We start from the raw sequence: 16,642 nt of genomic DNA, 5'->3' as shown, positions 1-16,642 counted from the left end.
TTTTTTATAACCAGGGATGCCGTTTTCAAATGGAGTACATCCCTGTTTTTTTATATCCATCCCCGAAGTTTGTAATACGACAGCGCAAACATTTCGCGTGCAACCAGGATCTCGTATTTCAGGTGGTTCCACAGCTGGTACCGCATGTTGATGTTTTGCCCCACATCGGGCACTAAGATTTTGTTTCCCCCCAGCTCGTCGTCTTTGAACGAGAAATCGGCCTCGGCAGCATTTTCAAAAGCCGGCAAAGCATTTACCTTTTCAAAACCCACTTTCCGAAAACTAAGAACCGCTCTTCGCATGTGTTCCGGTGAAGTTACGAGGAGTACCGGAGTTTTGTAAGCGATTAAACCTGCACAATTCATAGCCTGCGAGCGAGTGTTGGTGCCTTCGGCTTCAAAAAGAATTTGTTCTGCAGGAACATTTCTTACTTCCAGTTCTGCTTTCATTTTTTGCGGAGTGCTCAAATTGTCGTCCAATTCACCGGGCATTGCAATGATAACCTTGGCATCCGGAAAACTTTTGGCTGCATGGGCGGTGTACCAACTACGCATCAGGTTCGACTGGCTGGGCATGCCGCCACCGCCGAGAAGCACTATGTACTGCGGTTTTTGCTGTAATTCCGATTTACTGGTTCCGAGCCAGTGATAAGCCCAAAATGGCGCAGAAGTGAGCGCGGTAAGCACACAAAGCAGGAAAAATATGCCAGCGAACATCAGGATCGTTCGCAGGAGTCTTAAAAAAAAGATACTTTTGACTTTGGTTTTCATCATAACCATCGAAATTGAGAAGTAAAATTACATTAAAATTAAATACGCTGACTTTTGAATACAACAGTTAAAAACGAGCTGATAGAACTTTTTGAGCATCAGTTCAGTGAGAAAGTTGAACGATTTGAGATGTTGCCGCAATCCGGTTCTTACCGCGAATATGCACGAATGGGAAATGCAACCCGGACAGTGATTGGGGCTTTCAATAACGACGTGAAAGAGAACACGGCTTTTCTTTCGTTCTCCAATCATCTGTACAACAAAGGGATAAAAGTTCCGAAGGTTTATGCCGTAAGTTCTGATTTAAAGAAATACCTGGTGCAGGACCTGGGAGATACAACTCTTTTTGGCTACCTCACTGAAGTCAGGGAAAAAGAAGGTTTCTCTGAAAACATCATCAGCCAGTATAAAAAAGTGCTGAGCGCTTTGCCAAAGATTCAGATCATTGCCGGTAAAGACATCGATTATTCGGTTTGCTATCCGCGTGAAGCTTTCGACAAGCAATCGATGATGTGGGACCTGAATTATTTTAAGTACTATTTTCTGAAACTGGCCAAAATTTCGTTTGACGAACAAGCTCTGGAAGATGATTTTCAGCAGTTTAGTAACTATTTGTTGAGTGCCAGTTCCAAATACTTCCTGTACCGCGATTTTCAGTCGCGCAATGTGATGTTGAAAGACGACGACGTTTATTTTATCGATTACCAGGGCGGACGTTTGGGTGCTTTGCAATACGACTTGGCATCGCTTCTTTACGATGGAAAGGCGGACATTCCGGAAAGCGTCAGGCAGCAGCTGTTCAATTTTTACATCAGCGAGCTTAAAAAATACATGAAAGTGGACGAGGAGCGATTCACCGCCTACTTCAAAGGTTTTGTCCTGATTCGCATTATGCAAGCCATGGGAGCTTACGGTTTCCGGGGCTTTTACGAGAAAAAGGAACATTTCCTGAAAAGCATTCCATTTGCGCTGAAAAACCTGGAGTTGTTGTTGAAAGACCTGAAACTTCCGTTAGAATTGCCCGAGTTGGTGAATGTTTTGAAACAACTGAGCAAGTCCGAAGTATTGAAAGAGATCGGTCAGTCGAAGTCTGATCTGACGATCCGGATTACAAGTTTCTCTTATAAAAAAGGTATTCCGGAGGATCCTTCAGGGAACGGTGGTGGGTATGTTTTCGACTGCCGGGCCATTCACAACCCAGGAAGATACGAGGAATACAAAAAGCTGAGCGGAAAAGATGTGGCGGTTCAGGAGTTTCTGGAACAAAAGTCAGAAATGGGACTTTTCCTGGAATCAGCTAAAAACCTGGTGGAACAGTCGGTGAAGGTGTACCTGGAGCGGGGTTTTACTGATTTGTCGGTAAGCTTTGGATGCACGGGCGGGCAACACCGGTCGGTTTATTCGGCGGATAAACTGGCAGAGTTTCTTCAGAACAATTATCCGGTGAATGTTGTTGTAGTTCACCGTGAAAGGGATAATTGGCGATGAGCAAGAAAGCATGTAAAAAGAAAGATTTTGAAGATAAAAGCGACCCGCATTATGAGTGTAAAAAATGCGGGGCCAAAGTAAAAAAGGAAGACAAGGTTTGTAAGCCCAAAAAGATTTCCTGATGCCTATTCTTCACTATTGGGGATCAGGTAAGTGGCAAAAATCAAAAATGTAGCAGTTTTGCATTTCATAACTTGGTTATTAAAAGCCGAGTTTTTATTTTCGCAGCAAATTTCAAAAATTTAAAAATCATCCATGGGAAGAGCATTTGAATACCGCAGGGCAGCGAAAGAAAAACGCTGGGATAAGATGTCGAGGGTTTTTCCGAAACTTTCGAAAAAAATCACAATTGCAGCCAAAGAAGGGGGACCTGACCCGGATATGAACCCGGCCTTGCGAACAGCCATTTTAAATGCGAAGCACGAGAATATGCCGAAAGCCAACATCGATTCGGCGATTAAACGTGCCTCAGGCAAAGATGCTGCTGATTACATTGAGGTGAGCTACGAAGGAAAAGGCCCGCACGGAGTGCTGGTGTTTGTGGAATGTGCCACCGATAATACAACCCGTACGGTTGCCAACGTAAAAAGCTATTTTAATAAATCAGGTGGAGGCCAGGTGCCCAACGGTTCGCTGGAATTTATGTTTTCGCGTAAAGCCGTTTTCGAATTCGACCTGCCCGAAGGAATGGAGCTGGAAGAAATGGAACTGGAACTGATTGACGCTGGTTTGGACGAAATCGAAGAAAACGAAGGCAAATATTATGCATCGGGCGATTATACCAGTTTTGGCGATTTGGCTTCGGCTTTTGAGCGGCTTAACATCGAGCCCACTAAAGCGGAACTGAGACGTATTCCAACCACACCGGTTGAATTTACCGAAGAGCAACTCGAAGAAATTGAAAAAATGCTGGATAAACTGGAAGAGGACGACGATGTTCAGGCAGTTTATACCAACATTGCCTAATCAGGTTTTTACAATAATTGAAAAGAACGTATTCGCATGAGCGGGTATGTTCTTTTTTTTGAAAGCCTTTTACCATCGGTATTTCTGAGTTAACCCCGAAAAATGCTTCACTTATCTAATAAATGGCAGCACAGTTTTTCTTTTATCCTATATTCGGGAAAAACTTAACTTATGCTACCTGTCCGTAATTACATCCGACATTTTGCCGAAATATGGGAGAACAGTCCCAGTGATTTTCCCGCCTTTTCAAAAGAGTATTCAACCCAGGAAAAACGGAGCCGGGAAGCGAATTACGAGCTCTTCCAGGAGAAGATAAAATCACTACAAAAACCAAAGGAAATAAAGGCGATAAAAAGTGATCCGGGTGCTTCTTTCTTTCCCATGTTCAAAGCCTTTCTGGAAACGGTTTTTGATTTCGAGAAAGATCACCTGAAAGTGATTTTGTCCGAGGAATTCAAAAATGTTTCAAAAGACTTTTTTTACAAAGCCCGCGAGTTTGGGCCGGAGTTGAAGCCAAGCGATATTTACCAGGGAATGCGCAATGTGTGGATCATGAACGGAGTACAACTGATGATGAAACTGCCGGTAAAGATCACCCCGTCGGTGTTTGCCTATTCGATGATCTATCCGTACAGCGATAACCTGTTGGATGATCCGGCCATTACCGATCGCGAAAAAGAAGAATTTTCAGAGCGTTTTAACCGTCGTTTGCACGGAGAGGATGTTCAGCCTATTTCTTTTACCGAAAGCCAGTTGTTCAGGCTTGTGGAGATGTTTGAGTCTGAATTTCCGCGTACTGATTTTCCGCTGGTTTACGAAAGTTTGTATGCCATTCAGCAAGGACAAACCAACAGCTTAAAGATGTGTGCTGAAAGTGGGTTGTCGGATAAGCAGATTCTGGAAATTTGTTTTGAAAAAGGCGGCGCTTCGGTTTTAGCCGACGGTTATTTGGTGGCCGGCCGGCTTACTCCAGAGCAGGAACAAGCCTTGTTTGGCTATGGTGTTTACCTGCAGTTGCTCGACGATATTCAGGATGTAAAAGAAGATGCGCAGGCATCTACCAAAACGATTTTTTCCTGTCTTCCCGAAAATGATTTGGGAACTTTTGTAAACAAAACCGTTCACTTTGGCCGAACTGCGATGGCGGAAATGAAATGCTTCCAGGAAATTGAGAACGATGATTTTATTGACCTGATGAATCACAGCATCGAAACCATGATCATTGAATCAGCTGGCTTGAACAACGGCTCGTTTTCCCCGGAATACCTGAATGAACTGGAGCGTTATTCTCCCCTGCATTTTGGGTTTGTTCGTGAAAAAAGGGCACAGTCCAAATCGCAACGCTTCGCCCTGTTTCAAAAATATTTTGATTCGGCCAAACCTGCCGCAGTTTAGTGCCTGATGCTTCAATCTCTCTACTTTATCAGTTTTTCGATATAAGGTTCCAGCTTTTCTGGTTGGGTAATGGGAGCAAAGCGTTTGACAGGTTTCCCGTGTTTGTCGATTAGAAACTTGGTAAAATTCCATTTTATTTTACTGCCGAACAAACCGCTTAATTGTTTTCTGAGGTATTTAAAAATAGGGTGGGCATGTTCTCCGTTTACGTCAACTTTCGAGAACATCGGAAAGGAAACACCATAGTTAACCAGACAAGCTTCTGATATTGACTTTTCATCACCCGGTTCCTGGTTCCCAAACTGGTTGCAGGGAAAACCGAGAATCACCAGTCCGGCATCCCTGTATTTGCGGTACAAATCTTCCAAGCCGGCGTATTGCGGAGTAAAGCCACACTTGCTGGCGGTATTGACTACTAAAATGATTTTCCCTTTAAAATCTTCCATCGAAACTTCTTTGCCCTGTATACTTTTAGCGGTAAATTGATAAAAGTTGTTTTCCATTGTTGAACAGTTTTGTGTTTTTCCAGATTATATCACACACGATACAAGTATAGCGGTTTTATTTTATGTCGTGTACGATACAACCCGGTATTGACTCATCTTGATGGATAATTGATCGTTAAAAATATTCCGGATACCGAATGCAAATTCAAAATTGTTCGTATTTTTGCGAACAACGAACAGAAGAAGATTATGGAAGTAAAAATCATGTCGGACGATCAACAGAAACTGGCACGTTATGCCAAAGCGTTGGGACATCCGGTGCGTGTGTATGTTATGCAGTTGCTGGGGCAGCAGTCGTGTTGCTACAGTGGCGATTTGAGCGAAGAGTTGCCCATTGCCAAATCAACCCTTTCGCAACATCTGAAAGAATTAAAAGATGCTGGGTTGATCCAAGGCGAGATTGAAGCTCCCCGGATAAAATACTGTGTAAACAAAGAGAATTGGAGCGAAGCACAGGAATTATTCAAAACATTCTTTAAAATCTGAATCTTCAAAAAAATTTAGATGGATTGTTCGTGTTTCTACGAATTACGATTAAAAATTAACAATACAAATGACGATGGAAATAAAAGTATTAGGTACCGGTTGTCCCAAATGTAAAAAGCTCGAACAGCTTACCCGCGAAGCGGTTTCGGAATTGGGAATTGAAGCTACCATTGAAAAAGTGGAAGACATTTACAAAATTATGCAGTTTGGGGTAATGCGCACTCCGGGGCTGGTGGTGAACGGAAAAGTGGTGATGTCGGGAAGACTGCCGAAAACAAGCGAAATAAAAGAGCTGCTGGAGAATGCGTGATCGTTTAAAAATACTGCTCCGGCCGTTGATTCTTTTGCTTGTATGGCTGTTGGTTTACAACAACCTGCATGAAATGGCCGACCTGATTGTGTACCGCCTGATTGGATTGAAAGAAGGGACACATCTGGCCGAATCTATATGGTTTTTCATTTTTGAAGTTCCCAAGGTGTTGCTACTTCTGGTTTTAATTGTGTTTTTGGTAGGTGTGATCCGAAGCTGGTTTTCGCCCGAGAAAACACGGAAAGCACTCGAAGGAAAATCACTGTTTGCCGGGAATGTAATGGCATCGGGGCTGGGGATTCTGACCCCGTTTTGCTCGTGTTCTGCCATTCCCCTGTTTTTGGGATTTGTGGAAGCCGGTATTCCGATCGGTGTCACCTTTTCGTTTTTAATAGCGGCGCCTCTGATCAACGAAGTGGCACTTATACTTTTGGCAGGCTTATTTGGCTGGAAAGTGGCTGTGATTTATGTGGTTACCGGCCTGGTAATTGCCACCATCTCGGGCTTTTTGATTGAAAAGTTAAAGCTGCGGAAATACGTGGCCGACTGGGTGTTCCAAGTAAAAGCCAACCAGGCTTCCGTAGAAGAAGAGAAACTGACTTTGGCTGACCGGATTCAGACCGGTTTTGACACTGTAAAGGAAATTGTCGGAAAGATCTGGATTTATGTTTTGATAGGAATCGCAGTGGGGGCAGGCGCTCATGGTTATGTTCCGGAAGATTACCTGGCCAGGATTATGGGAGATGGAAGCTGGTATGCGGTTCCGCTGGCGATTTTAATGGGTATTCCGCTTTATTCCAACGCGGCCGGAATTATCCCCATTGTGGCGGTTTTAATGGAAAAGGGAGTAACCTTGGGAACAGCATTGGCGTTTATGATGTCAGTAATCGGCTTGTCTCTTCCTGAAATAATTATCCTGAAAAAGGTGCTGAAATGGCAGTTTATTGTCATTTTTGTTTCGATTGTAGCCACGGGAATTACGATCGTAGGATTTTTATTTAATTTCTTACAGCTGTAAAATGATTAAAAAGCACGGTTTTCTTGTTATTCTGATTCTGTTGGTAGGAGCTATGCTCATCCTGCTGTTCAACAGGGATAAGTTGTATGACTATATTTCGGGGCAGATGCAACAGCAGAACTCGGAGCAGGAAAACTTTGTGGCTAAACAGTTTGTGCTATCCAATTACAACTACGCTGAAAACGGGAAGGATTTTGAGTTCACGCTGCTTCAGTTTAAATCATCGGGATGTGCGATTTGTAAACAGATGGAGTCCGTTTTGGAAGAAATCAGAAACTGGAGCGGGGCAAAAGTGAATGTTCAGCTTATTCAGATCATGAATCCCGACAGTCAGGAAATGATGAAATATTTTGGAGTCTCTGCGGTTCCGATGCACATTTTACTCAATAAAAACGGGGAAGAATTTTCGCGCAGTTATGGCTTTATTTCTGCCGATGACCTGAAATCCCGTTTTCATGAAAATAAAGGGAGCAATAAGAACTGACGGCGAAGCTTAGTGCGCTTTGACCATTCAAATGAGTTCATTCGTGAAGTGTTCCGGAGAACGGTTTTGATCCAAGAACGCATGCGAATGAACTCATTTTTATCTGATTAATTGTCAAAAACAAATTTTAACCCGAACGAGAACATCGAGGCACTAAACTTCGAATTCCGGTCGTATTTGTTGTATTTCAGATCGACACTTTTCAGCCCGAATTTGTAAATGTGCTTGCTGGTAAACACATCGGTATAGGAAACTCCAATTCCAAAATTGTTGGCGTGGAATTTCGACAAGTCGTAATCCGAAGTGTAATACTTTTGGGTTGACAAATGCTGGTTGTACGGTGTAAAATAATCGGCTGCGGTTTGATCGTAGTATCGGTACGATGGATAGATCGTGAATTTATCCGTAATCTTCACCGGTATTTCGATACTTGCTGTGTTGGAACTGATTCCCCAGTCGTCGAAATAATAACGGTAGTAGGTTCTGAGCGTTATCCGCTCGTTTACGAAGTAGTTGAGTCTACCGCCCAGCGCGGTTTTAAAACGCGAATTGGGCAAGCGTTCAATGGCTTCAGCCAGGTGAAAATTTTCGGCAAAGGCGTCTTCCACGTCGCTGAAATAAATGCGGTGGAAGGGTGTTGAAAGCAAACCGTCCTGGAGAATAAAATCAGCCGACAAATAGACATTCATCCGGGACGATAGGATTTGCGAAAATCCAAATCCCGCTGAGTAGGAGTTCCTGCCTTTGCTGCTTATCTCAGTAAATTGCGGCTGGTAATTTCCCTGTATCTGAATTCCCTGTATCAACTGGTTGCCGGGAGTGCCACCAATCATGGAAGGCCGTAATTCAACCGGATAGATCAGGCTCCAGGTATCGATGTAAACATTTCCGTGAAGCGAGAATTCGGTGTTCTTTTCGTTGAACAGCCAGGTATAGGAGCCGCCTCCACCCACCGAAGTATAGTCAAATTCGGCAGAAAACGAGAGGTCAGCCGACCAAACACGGTTCCGGTCGTCGGAACTGTGGCTGTATCCAACAATGCCGTTGATCCATACATCGCTTCTGGAAGCACCGCTGCTTGCCACAAAAGGATCGGCCGGTTTTTTCCCGTCAAACGGATCGATGTTGCTGGACGAGGCCGACGAGTAAGCCGAAATATTTGCCTGTATTGTAAGTACATCGTCGTCGTTCAGCGGAACACTTACCAGGATGGTGGGAGAGAGGTCCTGCAGGTCTTCAGTTCCTTTTCCACCCGTAACCGCTGCATTTTCTCCACTCTGGTCGTAATAGTTCATCAGGAATTCCACTTCGGCACTTTCGAGTACCCGTTTTTTATACGACCCGTTGTTGTCAGTTTCTGATTGTGCCAGTAAAGCACCCGATAAAAGAATTAAAAATAAGCTTAGTACTACTTTCATGCTTCCGGAATTTAGTTGCAGCCACATCCTCCGCCGGTTTTGCCTCCGTTGGCTCCTGATGCCGCTTCGCGGTACGATTGAAAACTGTTTTGAAATTTATCGATCGAACGCTGGCTCAATGCCATGTCCGGATCGTTGATGTTCACCTTTTCATACTCTTTTAGCACGGTACACGAACTAAAAAGCAGAAGGCCTGCAACCATCCATACCAAGAGTTTTTTTCTCATTCTGTTTCAATTTTTATATTTTCTGATTGATGAATCTTTCCCTGATCATCTACTATAATGCATTCGATATGCGGAAGTTGGTTGATGCGGTCGATCCCTGCGTCAATTCCCAAGACAAAAACAGAAGTGGCCAGCGCATCGGCCAGTTCGGCTTTTGGCGCAAAAACAGTGGCGCTGATGATACCGGTGGCGGGGTAGCCGGTTCTGGGATCAATGATGTGTGCATACCTTTTCCCGTTGAAATTCACATATTTTTCGTAGTCGCCCGATGTTACCACTGCTCCGTGTTCGATGGGAAGCAATGCAAAGGCTTTGTTTTTATTCATTGGGTTGGTAATGGCCACCATCCAGTCTTTTCCGTTGGGTTGTTTTCCCCAGGTGTTCATGTCGCCCGAAGCATTGATGATTCCTGCTACGACCCCTTTACTGATCAGCAATTCTTTGGCTTTGTCGGCAGCATAACCTTTGCCGATGGCACCAAAACCTATTTTCATGCCTTCCTTTTTCAGAAAAACAGTTGAACTGGCTTCATCCAGAACAATGTTCTGGTAACCGACTTTTTCCACCGATGCTTTGATCGTTTCTTCCGATGGCATTTCTTTCATGCTACCGTCAAATTTCCAGATTCGGTCCATGGAGGCATAAGTGATGTCAAACGCTCCGTCGGTTAATTTTGATATACTGATGGCTCTCTGTATCAGTTTAAAAAGCTCGGGCGAAACCTTTACCGGGTTTTTACCGGCTGCGGCATTTACGGCTGATGTTTCGGAGTTCGGATCCCACGATGAGATTAATTTTTCAATACGCGTAATCTCATTCACCGCTACATCTATAAACTGGGTGGCTTCGGTTTCGCTGTTGGCTACTACCGTTATTTCAAAACGGCTGCCCATTAATTTGAGCGTACGTTTATACGGTTGATTGGCCAGCGAAAAGCCGGTCAGAAAAATCAATAATATGGGCAGTGGAACGCGCATCATTTTTTGCTGATGGATTCCAAATGCTCGAGGTATTCCCCGGGCGAAAGTTTTTTGTATCCCGTTTCCCCGAGTACCTTACCGTTTTTATCCAGCATGGCCACAAAAGGGAAAAATCCTTTGGGATTGTACTTTTCAGCCAGATGCTTGTTGAAGGTGATCTGCTCACTGTCGGGCTGGTTTTGTTTTTTTCGCGGGAAATCGGCCTTGTAAACCACCCAGTGATCGGCTGCATAAAGTTTAAACTCATCCGAGTTCCAGATTTCCTTTTCCAGTTTCATACAGGGGGCACACCAGTCGGATCCCTGAAAAATGAGCAGAATGTTTTTGTTCTCGGCAGCCGCTTTTGCCTTGATCTTGTCAAAGTCGCTTGTTTTTTCCTGTGCTGAAAGTGTGAGGGTAAAAAGTACGAATAGAAAAGCAATCAAAACTTCGTTTTTTTTGAAATGCATTGTCAGTTGTATTAAGTGAATGATTTTTTACGAAATTTTGTTCATATAAACCCCGTTCGGAAAGAATTGTTTTTTCAAATATTGATTTTAACGTTTCTTAGTGTTATACCAACCTTAGCTTTGCAAGAACTTATTATTTCACGCAGATTACGCAGATTACAGCAAATCAAAAGAGTAACGAGCCACAGGCTCAATCTAATTACTAACTGGTATCAGATGAACATTCCGGGTTTTACCCATTTCCCGGGTTTCGATTTTCATTCTTATTGTAAAGAACAAATCCCAGGGCTTCCGCTTTTACTTGATCTTCTTCGGCTATGCTAATAATTATCAGGCGTCCGGTGGGACAAGTACATGCCTCGCAAAAAGGCCCTTCGGAATAGATTAAGGAAGAAATCCTGAAAACAGAAATACTGTTGTCTTCGAGGTATTTTTGCACGGCATAGCGGTAGTCATTGTTGCCAGAGCGATAATCGTCCCATGCGTTCATACATCCGGTCTCCACAATCGCGAGTTCAATTCTGTCTTTGTCGTCGCGGCAACCAGCAAAAACAACGAATAATACAAAAATCAAAAAGTGGATCTTTTTCATGGTGGTTATTTATCCAAAGATTAAAAGCAGCGGCAAAGGGTTGCGTGAAAGATTTTATTTTGAAGGACTATTTTCTCCGCTAGTAAAAAAACGCGTGGTAGGATAGGCGAAATGAATATCTTTTTCGCTGCCAAAAGCTGTTAAAATACGTTGCCAGATCTGATTTTCAGAGCCCCTTCGTGTGCGCGGATGACAGAGATAACGAATGGTGAGGCGTACGCCAAATTCTTTTACCGAGGTGTAAACGATCGGGGTGAGGTGCTTGTAGTAGATCATGTAATTTTTGCTGGCTTCCAGTATCTCTTTTTTTGCCTTTTCAGGAATACCTTCTTCCAGTTCGTTAATGATTTCTTCCAGTATTGTTTTGGCCTTTTCCCAATTGCTTTCGAAGGTGATGTTTACTTTTATTTCGTTCCATATGTATTCAAAACCGGCGCTGTAATTGGCCTGTGGCTCCAGAAAAACCTTTCCGTTGGGAATATGGACAATACGCCCGGTACTTTGGTCGGCTTCCACCCAGTTTCCAATTTCCAGAATGGTGAACTGGAACAAACGGATGTCGATAACATCGCCTACGTTGTCGGCAATCTGAACCCGGTCGCCCACTCCAAATGGCTTTCTGAAAATGATAAAAAGCCACCCGGCCAGGTTGGTTAGCGGATCTTTCAGGGCAATGGCAATACCTGCGGTAAAAAGTCCCAGGAAAGTTCCGAATTCCTCAAAGGCTTTGATCCATACGGCCGCAATCATTAACAAGCCGATAAAGGGCAAAGTCATCGAGAGCGATCTTTTCCACTGGTAGCGTACTTTTACATCTTCGGTGCGGCGCCAAACCAGTTTTAAGATCAGCAGGCGAAGCGCCGAAAGAAAAATAATGATCAGTACAGAAACCACTACTTTGCTAAATGTCTCTGTGTTTAATCCTATGTGGTGTGTGATAAATTCGTTGAATTGATTCATAATAACCATGGCAGTACAGTCGGTTTAAAATACAAAAAACTGTTTGAAATTTTAGCTTATTCTATGGCTTTCTGGTTTTTGGAATGTACGAATAATACGGTTCCCAATTCGTCGTATCCCTTGAACAGCTCTTCTTTACCGTGTTTTACCAGTTCTTCCCGGAGACCGATGAGTGTAAGTCCTGCTTTTTGCGAATGTTCCGCAATAATCGTTTTGGCCGAAACCCCGGCGGGTTGCAATATCACTCTTACGTTTTTCTCGTTAATGGGCAGTCGTCCAAGGATTATCAGGTTCTTGAGTTCTGTTTTGGTGCTGTCCAGTTCATTCTCTTTGCAAAGGGCGAAGATCTTGATTTCCGTTCTTTTCAAATCAGGGTGCCCCAGAATAATAAAGCTCAACAGGATCATCAGGTTGGAGTTTTCGGTATCAAGCGAGTTGATCCAAATGTGAATACCATTTCGCATGTTCATGGGCTTCTCGGAGCAGGCCAGGATACAGATATCAAACCTGCCACTGTTTACCAGTGCAAAGTTCTCCACCACTTTTTTCAGGTTGTCGGGCTGTTCCTTGTCGTATTCAAAAATGATCATGTTGTTTTCCATCCCTGCAACACCTGGTATCTGAATCGCCTGCGAAATTGCGGAGGTGTATGACGGAGAAATGATGGTATCGACATAAACAAAGTTGTCCACTTCATTAATGGCCTCCAGTATGTCAGACAACTTTTTCTCTGCCAGTTTAACCGTATTTTTTGAGTAATAATCTTCGATCAGGTGCAGGTAAGTTCCAAAACCATATTTGTAGGAAATCCAGTTTAGCAGCTGAAAAGCTTTGTTTTTATGAATGGGTTTGCTCGATATACAGATCGCACTCGGGCGCCATTCCTGTTGCGAAACTTTTGCCCGTCTTTTCTGCAACATGATTTGGATATCGCGGTTCAGCTGAAAAATGGCATTGGCGAAAATGGATGCAAAGCCTTTCCTGTTTTTATGGTAATGGTTGATGTACAGGTAAATCAATGTCATAACGACAATCGCCAGGAAAGCATATGCGGTACTTATTTTGAACATTACCCAACCCGAGACAAGGAAGCCCACCAGCGAAATGTACCAGCGCGATTTAAAAGTAGGTCGGTAGGATGGTGACGATCCAAAATGGTTCAGAAAGGATATTAAACAGAGCGATCCGTAAGTGACCATAAAAAACATAGAGATGATGGATGCTACCGCGTTTACGTTGCCAAGCGCCACAAATACAAAGGCAATAACCGAAGTTACCAGTGAGGCGTTTTGGGGTTCATTGTCTTTGGGATTTCCCCTCGAAAGCCACAGGTTTATTTTTTTTGACGGGAAAGCTTTGTCTAAAGCCAGTGCCTGCAAGGTACGGGGTGCAACCATAAACGACCCCAGAGCCGAAGAGAAAGTGGATGCTGCCAGCCCTAAGGGAATCACTACTGCTCCCGCAATGGCAATGTCTCCCATAACCAGTTGCTTGTTCAGCAGGTCTTCAACCGAAGCCGAAGCTGCCAGCTTGAAAATCACAAAAAAGTAAATGATCATTCCTGAAAAAGTTGCCAAAATGGTGCCGAGAGGAATCGATTTTGATGGCTTTTTGAGATCGCCCGAAAGTCCCACTCCGGCGGTCATACCAGTAAAGGCCGGGAATATAATGGCAAACACCAGGAAAAAGCTTTCAGAGTTGCGAAATTTACTGTCGGCCAGTGAATAGTTGGCATTGGCAGCGTGGCTGGTGTCGCCGAGGAAAAACATGATCAGTGAAATAAATAATATAGCCACCACAAAATAGAGTGCTTTTACTCCCAGGTTGGCACCTTTTTTTACGATCATAACGGCCAGTCCCAGCATTACAGGCAAACTGATTACCTGACGAGGCAGGATTAGATCAAACTTGCTGGCGAGGAAGTTAAAGAAGAACTCAAACGATTCGGTAAAGGCAATGGTATAAAATGCCACACTGATTGCTTGCGAGAAGAACAGTGCGATGCCAATGGTGGCACCGATATTTAAGCCAAACGACCGCGAAATAATAAAATATTCGCCGCCACCTTCCACGCGCTTGTTAGTGGCAATTTCAGAAATGGCCAAAGCTGTTGGAATGGTTACCAAATGCCCCAAAAGTATGATCAGTACAACTCCCCAAAAACCAAGTGTTCCGACTGCAAATCCGAAACGCAGGAAAAGTATTGCTCCGAGTATGGTAGAAATGGCCGTGAAAAATACCGGAGCCGTGCCAAATTGTTTTGTCTGATTTATCATAAAAGAATCAATCTTGTAATACTATAAGACAGATCGAAGATAAAATGTTTTATGTTATTCTGTCAATTGTTCTGATCAATATTCCGCAACAACAGCCAGGCCTTTTTCCACCAGATCGTCGTTTAAGCTTACCAAACTGTCAGCTAAACGAATTACCCCGATGTAACGCCCAAACTTACCCACATCCTTGTTGGTTTCCACAATCACTTCGTACTTGTTTTCCTCCATGCGTTTAAGTACGTATTCCTTTGCTTCCATCCCACTTTTGTATTCTTCGCTGTCTTTCTTTACGTTGTATGTTTCAGGGGTATTAATTCCGCGAAGCCGGATGCGTTGAAGCGTTGTTATTTTAAATCCAAGATCGATCACCAGGTCCAGTGTATCTCCATCCACAACGCGGTCAACTTTTGCTCGATAAGTGTACATGGTAATGTTTTTTGTATGATTTGTTTTTAGCACATAATTTAAATCAAGATAAGGAATGTAGCGGTAAATAGTAAATTTCCGTTCATATATATTTTTCTTCGGAGGAGCTCAGAAGGCATTCTTGCAGTGTTCCATCTTTCTGATTTTGTAGGAGCGTGGCGAAGAAATTTCCGATTGTCTTTATCTCTTTTATTGATGTACAACTTATCTTTTGCTAACTTACGGCAAATCAAACTGAACGATCTGTTATGCCTAAACTTGCTGAACCGGCTAAAAAGAAATCATCGATACTTGCACTGGTAGTTGCTCCGCTAATCAGTTTATCTATTATCCTGTTTGCTGATCTGGATCCCGGAAATCCACAGGTTACTTATTGTTTTGCGATTGCCCTGTTGATGGCTGCGTGGTGGATCACGGAAGCTATTCCGCTGGCAGTAACGGCTTTGTTGCCGGTGGCTTTGTTTCCGCTTTTCGGAGTAGTGGATGGCAAAACGGTTTCGGCCATGTATTTTAATCACCTGATCTTTCTTTTTATCGGTGGTTTTTTGGTGGCGTTTGCGATGGAACGCTGGAATTTACACCGGCGTATTGCACTGAAAATTCTGATCCTTTTCGGAATCAGCCCCGGCCGGATTTTGCTGGGTTTTATGCTTGCCACTTCCTTTTTGTCGATGTGGATGTCGAACACCGCTACTGCCATGATGATGGTCCCGATTGCTTTGTCAATAATTATGAAACTGGAAGAAAGTCTGGGTAAAAAGAAGATGGGAAAATATGCGATTGGTTTGCTGCTAGGTATTGCTTATTCATCTTCCATAGGCGGAATTTCTACGCTGGTGGGTACGCCGCCAAATCCATTGCTCGTTAGTGTGGTGGACATCATGTTTCCTGAGATGCCTGAAATATCGTTTGCCGACTGGCTTATTTTTGCATTTCCGGTTACGGTCCTGATTTTTATTATCGCCTGGTTGCTGCTTTATTTTATGTACAAGCCCAAAAAGAGCTGGGAGAAGCTGCAAATTGATGATTTTAAAAAAGAATACAAGGCTTTGGGCAAAATGAAGCCCGAAGAACGCATTGTATTGGCGCTTTTTTCAATACTGGCATTTTTGTGGATCTTCCGAAGCGGGTTTAGTATTCAGTCGTTTGTTATTCCCGGCTGGTCGCAATTGTTCGAAACCCCTTCCTATATCAACGACGGAACAGTGGCTATTTTCATCTCCTCCATACTTTTTATGATTCCTTCAGCGTCTCAAAAAGGAGAGCGGATCATGGACTGGGAAACTACCCGGAAGATGCCCTGGGGAATTATTCTTTTGTTTGGAGGTGGATTTGCACTCGCCGAAGGATTTGTAGAATCGGGTTTATCGGTTTGGTTTGGGCAGCAAATGGCTGGTTTAGCCGATGTTCAGCCCATTGTCATTACCTTTGTTGATGTTGCACTGATGTCGTTCCTAACCGAGCTAACCTCGAATGTGGCCAGCACCGAAATGATTTTACCGATTCTGGCAGGCCTGGCAACTACCATAAAAATAAATCCGCTGTTGTTGATGATTCCTGCCACATTAGCAGCTTCTCTTGCGTTTATGCTTCCGGTAGCCACGCCTCCCAATGCTATCATTTTCGGAACCAAACGAATCAAGGTAAAAGACATGGTTCGTACCGGGTTTCTGCTAAATCTTGCCGGGATAATTATTGCCACACTTATTATGTATTTCTGGGGTACAGTGGTTTTTGACATCGATGTTTCTGTCTTTCCTGATTGGGCTGCCGCTGCAATCAAATAGAGGGTGTATAAAAGTCATAAATTTTTTCATTGATTAAAACAATCTTTGGAAAAAATTTAATAAGTTTGACATATATTCTGTATAATATCTATAATTTATTATTG

At 43.4% G+C, this 16,642-nt stretch carries 18 protein-coding genes; 8 read left to right on the top strand and 10 right to left on the bottom strand.

Features of this window, described 5'->3' with window-relative positions; all coding sequences use genetic code 11:
* Window positions 1-50: 50 nt before the first annotated feature.
* Window positions 51-773 carry a YdcF family protein gene (locus tag INQ51_RS07770; protein WP_233377397.1) on the bottom strand — a complete coding sequence of 241 codons (723 nt, stop codon included), beginning with the start codon at window positions 771-773 and terminating at the stop codon, window positions 51-53.
* Between the two features lie 51 nt (window positions 774-824).
* Here INQ51_RS07770 and INQ51_RS07765 point away from each other — a divergent pair, with 51 nt between their 5' ends.
* The 3 genes from INQ51_RS07765 (at window position 825) to INQ51_RS07755 (ending at window position 4,619) form a co-directional block, all read left to right on the top strand.
* A complete protein-coding gene (locus INQ51_RS07765; protein ID WP_233377396.1) occupies window positions 825-2,258 on the top strand; it encodes a phosphotransferase in 1,434 nt (477 codons plus the stop codon).
* A gap of 255 nt (window positions 2,259-2,513) precedes the next feature.
* Window positions 2,514-3,224, top strand: a complete 711-nt coding sequence (locus INQ51_RS07760) for a YebC/PmpR family DNA-binding transcriptional regulator (protein WP_233377394.1) — start codon at window positions 2,514-2,516, stop codon at window positions 3,222-3,224.
* Between the two features lie 171 nt (window positions 3,225-3,395).
* Window positions 3,396-4,619 carry a class 1 isoprenoid biosynthesis enzyme gene (locus tag INQ51_RS07755; RefSeq protein WP_233377393.1) on the top strand — a complete coding sequence of 408 codons (1,224 nt, stop codon included), beginning with the start codon at window positions 3,396-3,398 and terminating at the stop codon, window positions 4,617-4,619.
* A 20-nt stretch (window positions 4,620-4,639) separates the two neighbouring features.
* On the opposite strand, the gene INQ51_RS07750 is transcribed toward INQ51_RS07755, so the two are convergent.
* On the bottom strand, window positions 4,640-5,122 hold the full coding sequence (locus INQ51_RS07750; RefSeq protein ID WP_233377391.1) for a glutathione peroxidase: 483 nt from the start codon (window positions 5,120-5,122) through the stop codon (window positions 4,640-4,642).
* Window positions 5,123-5,314: 192 nt separating this feature from the next.
* On the opposite strand from INQ51_RS07750, the gene INQ51_RS07745 reads away from it, so the two are divergent.
* The 4 genes from INQ51_RS07745 to INQ51_RS07730 all read left to right on the top strand — a co-directional run bounded on the left by INQ51_RS07745 (window position 5,315) and on the right by INQ51_RS07730 (window position 7,423).
* Entirely contained in the window at window positions 5,315-5,611 is a 297-nt protein-coding gene (locus tag INQ51_RS07745) for an ArsR/SmtB family transcription factor (RefSeq protein WP_233377390.1), read from the top strand.
* Between the two features lie 67 nt (window positions 5,612-5,678).
* Window positions 5,679-5,921, top strand: a complete 243-nt coding sequence (locus tag INQ51_RS07740; protein WP_233377388.1) for a thioredoxin family protein — start codon at window positions 5,679-5,681, stop codon at window positions 5,919-5,921.
* The gene (locus tag INQ51_RS07735; protein ID WP_233377386.1) at window positions 5,914-6,939 is read left to right on the top strand and encodes a permease; all 1,026 of its coding nucleotides are present in this window, start codon (window positions 5,914-5,916) and stop codon (window positions 6,937-6,939) included. The genes INQ51_RS07740 and INQ51_RS07735 overlap by 8 nt, the downstream gene beginning before the upstream one ends.
* A 1-nt stretch (window position 6,940) precedes the next feature.
* A complete protein-coding gene (locus tag INQ51_RS07730; RefSeq protein ID WP_233377385.1) occupies window positions 6,941-7,423 on the top strand; it encodes a thioredoxin family protein in 483 nt (160 codons plus the stop codon).
* Between the two features lie 107 nt (window positions 7,424-7,530).
* Here INQ51_RS07730 and INQ51_RS07725 read toward each other — a convergent pair whose 3' ends face one another.
* The 8 genes from INQ51_RS07725 to INQ51_RS07690 form a co-directional block, all read right to left on the bottom strand.
* Window positions 7,531-8,841, bottom strand: a complete 1,311-nt coding sequence (locus INQ51_RS07725) for a DUF3570 domain-containing protein (RefSeq protein ID WP_233377383.1) — start codon at window positions 8,839-8,841, stop codon at window positions 7,531-7,533.
* An 11-nt stretch (window positions 8,842-8,852) separates the two neighbouring features.
* Window positions 8,853-9,068: a DUF4266 domain-containing protein gene (locus tag INQ51_RS07720; RefSeq protein ID WP_119438176.1), complete on the bottom strand. Its 216-nt coding sequence runs from the start codon at window positions 9,066-9,068 to the stop codon at window positions 8,853-8,855.
* Window positions 9,065-10,048: an FAD:protein FMN transferase gene (locus INQ51_RS07715; RefSeq protein ID WP_233377382.1), complete on the bottom strand. Its 984-nt coding sequence runs from the start codon at window positions 10,046-10,048 to the stop codon at window positions 9,065-9,067. The genes INQ51_RS07720 and INQ51_RS07715 overlap by 4 nt, the downstream gene beginning before the upstream one ends.
* Window positions 10,045-10,497 (bottom strand): thioredoxin family protein, encoded by a 453-nt coding sequence (locus INQ51_RS07710; protein ID WP_233377380.1) that lies wholly within the window; start codon window positions 10,495-10,497, stop codon window positions 10,045-10,047. Before INQ51_RS07710 ends, INQ51_RS07715 begins: the two co-directional genes overlap by 4 nt.
* A gap of 232 nt (window positions 10,498-10,729) precedes the next feature.
* The gene (locus INQ51_RS07705; protein WP_233377378.1) at window positions 10,730-11,089 is read right to left on the bottom strand and encodes a hypothetical protein; all 360 of its coding nucleotides are present in this window, start codon (window positions 11,087-11,089) and stop codon (window positions 10,730-10,732) included.
* A 54-nt stretch (window positions 11,090-11,143) separates the two neighbouring features.
* A complete protein-coding gene (locus INQ51_RS07700) occupies window positions 11,144-12,058 on the bottom strand; it encodes a mechanosensitive ion channel family protein (RefSeq protein WP_233377377.1) in 915 nt (304 codons plus the stop codon).
* A 47-nt stretch (window positions 12,059-12,105) separates the two neighbouring features.
* Window positions 12,106-14,325, bottom strand: coding sequence for an amino acid permease (locus INQ51_RS07695; protein WP_233377375.1), 2,220 nt, complete (start codon window positions 14,323-14,325; stop codon window positions 12,106-12,108).
* Between the two features lie 75 nt (window positions 14,326-14,400).
* Window positions 14,401-14,751: a thermonuclease family protein gene (locus tag INQ51_RS07690; protein WP_233377373.1), complete on the bottom strand. Its 351-nt coding sequence runs from the start codon at window positions 14,749-14,751 to the stop codon at window positions 14,401-14,403.
* A gap of 248 nt (window positions 14,752-14,999) precedes the next feature.
* Between INQ51_RS07690 and INQ51_RS07685 the strand changes: the two genes are divergently transcribed.
* Window positions 15,000-16,538 carry an SLC13 family permease gene (locus INQ51_RS07685; protein WP_233377371.1) on the top strand — a complete coding sequence of 513 codons (1,539 nt, stop codon included), beginning with the start codon at window positions 15,000-15,002 and terminating at the stop codon, window positions 16,536-16,538.
* Window positions 16,539-16,642 lie beyond the last annotated feature (104 nt).

This window comes from Maribellus sp. CM-23, from assembly GCF_021354595.1.
Taxonomy (GTDB): Bacteria; Bacteroidota; Bacteroidia; order Bacteroidales; family Prolixibacteraceae; genus Draconibacterium.
The sequence above is the reverse complement of the archived record's forward strand: the minus strand, read 5'-3'. Positions and strand labels throughout refer to the sequence as shown.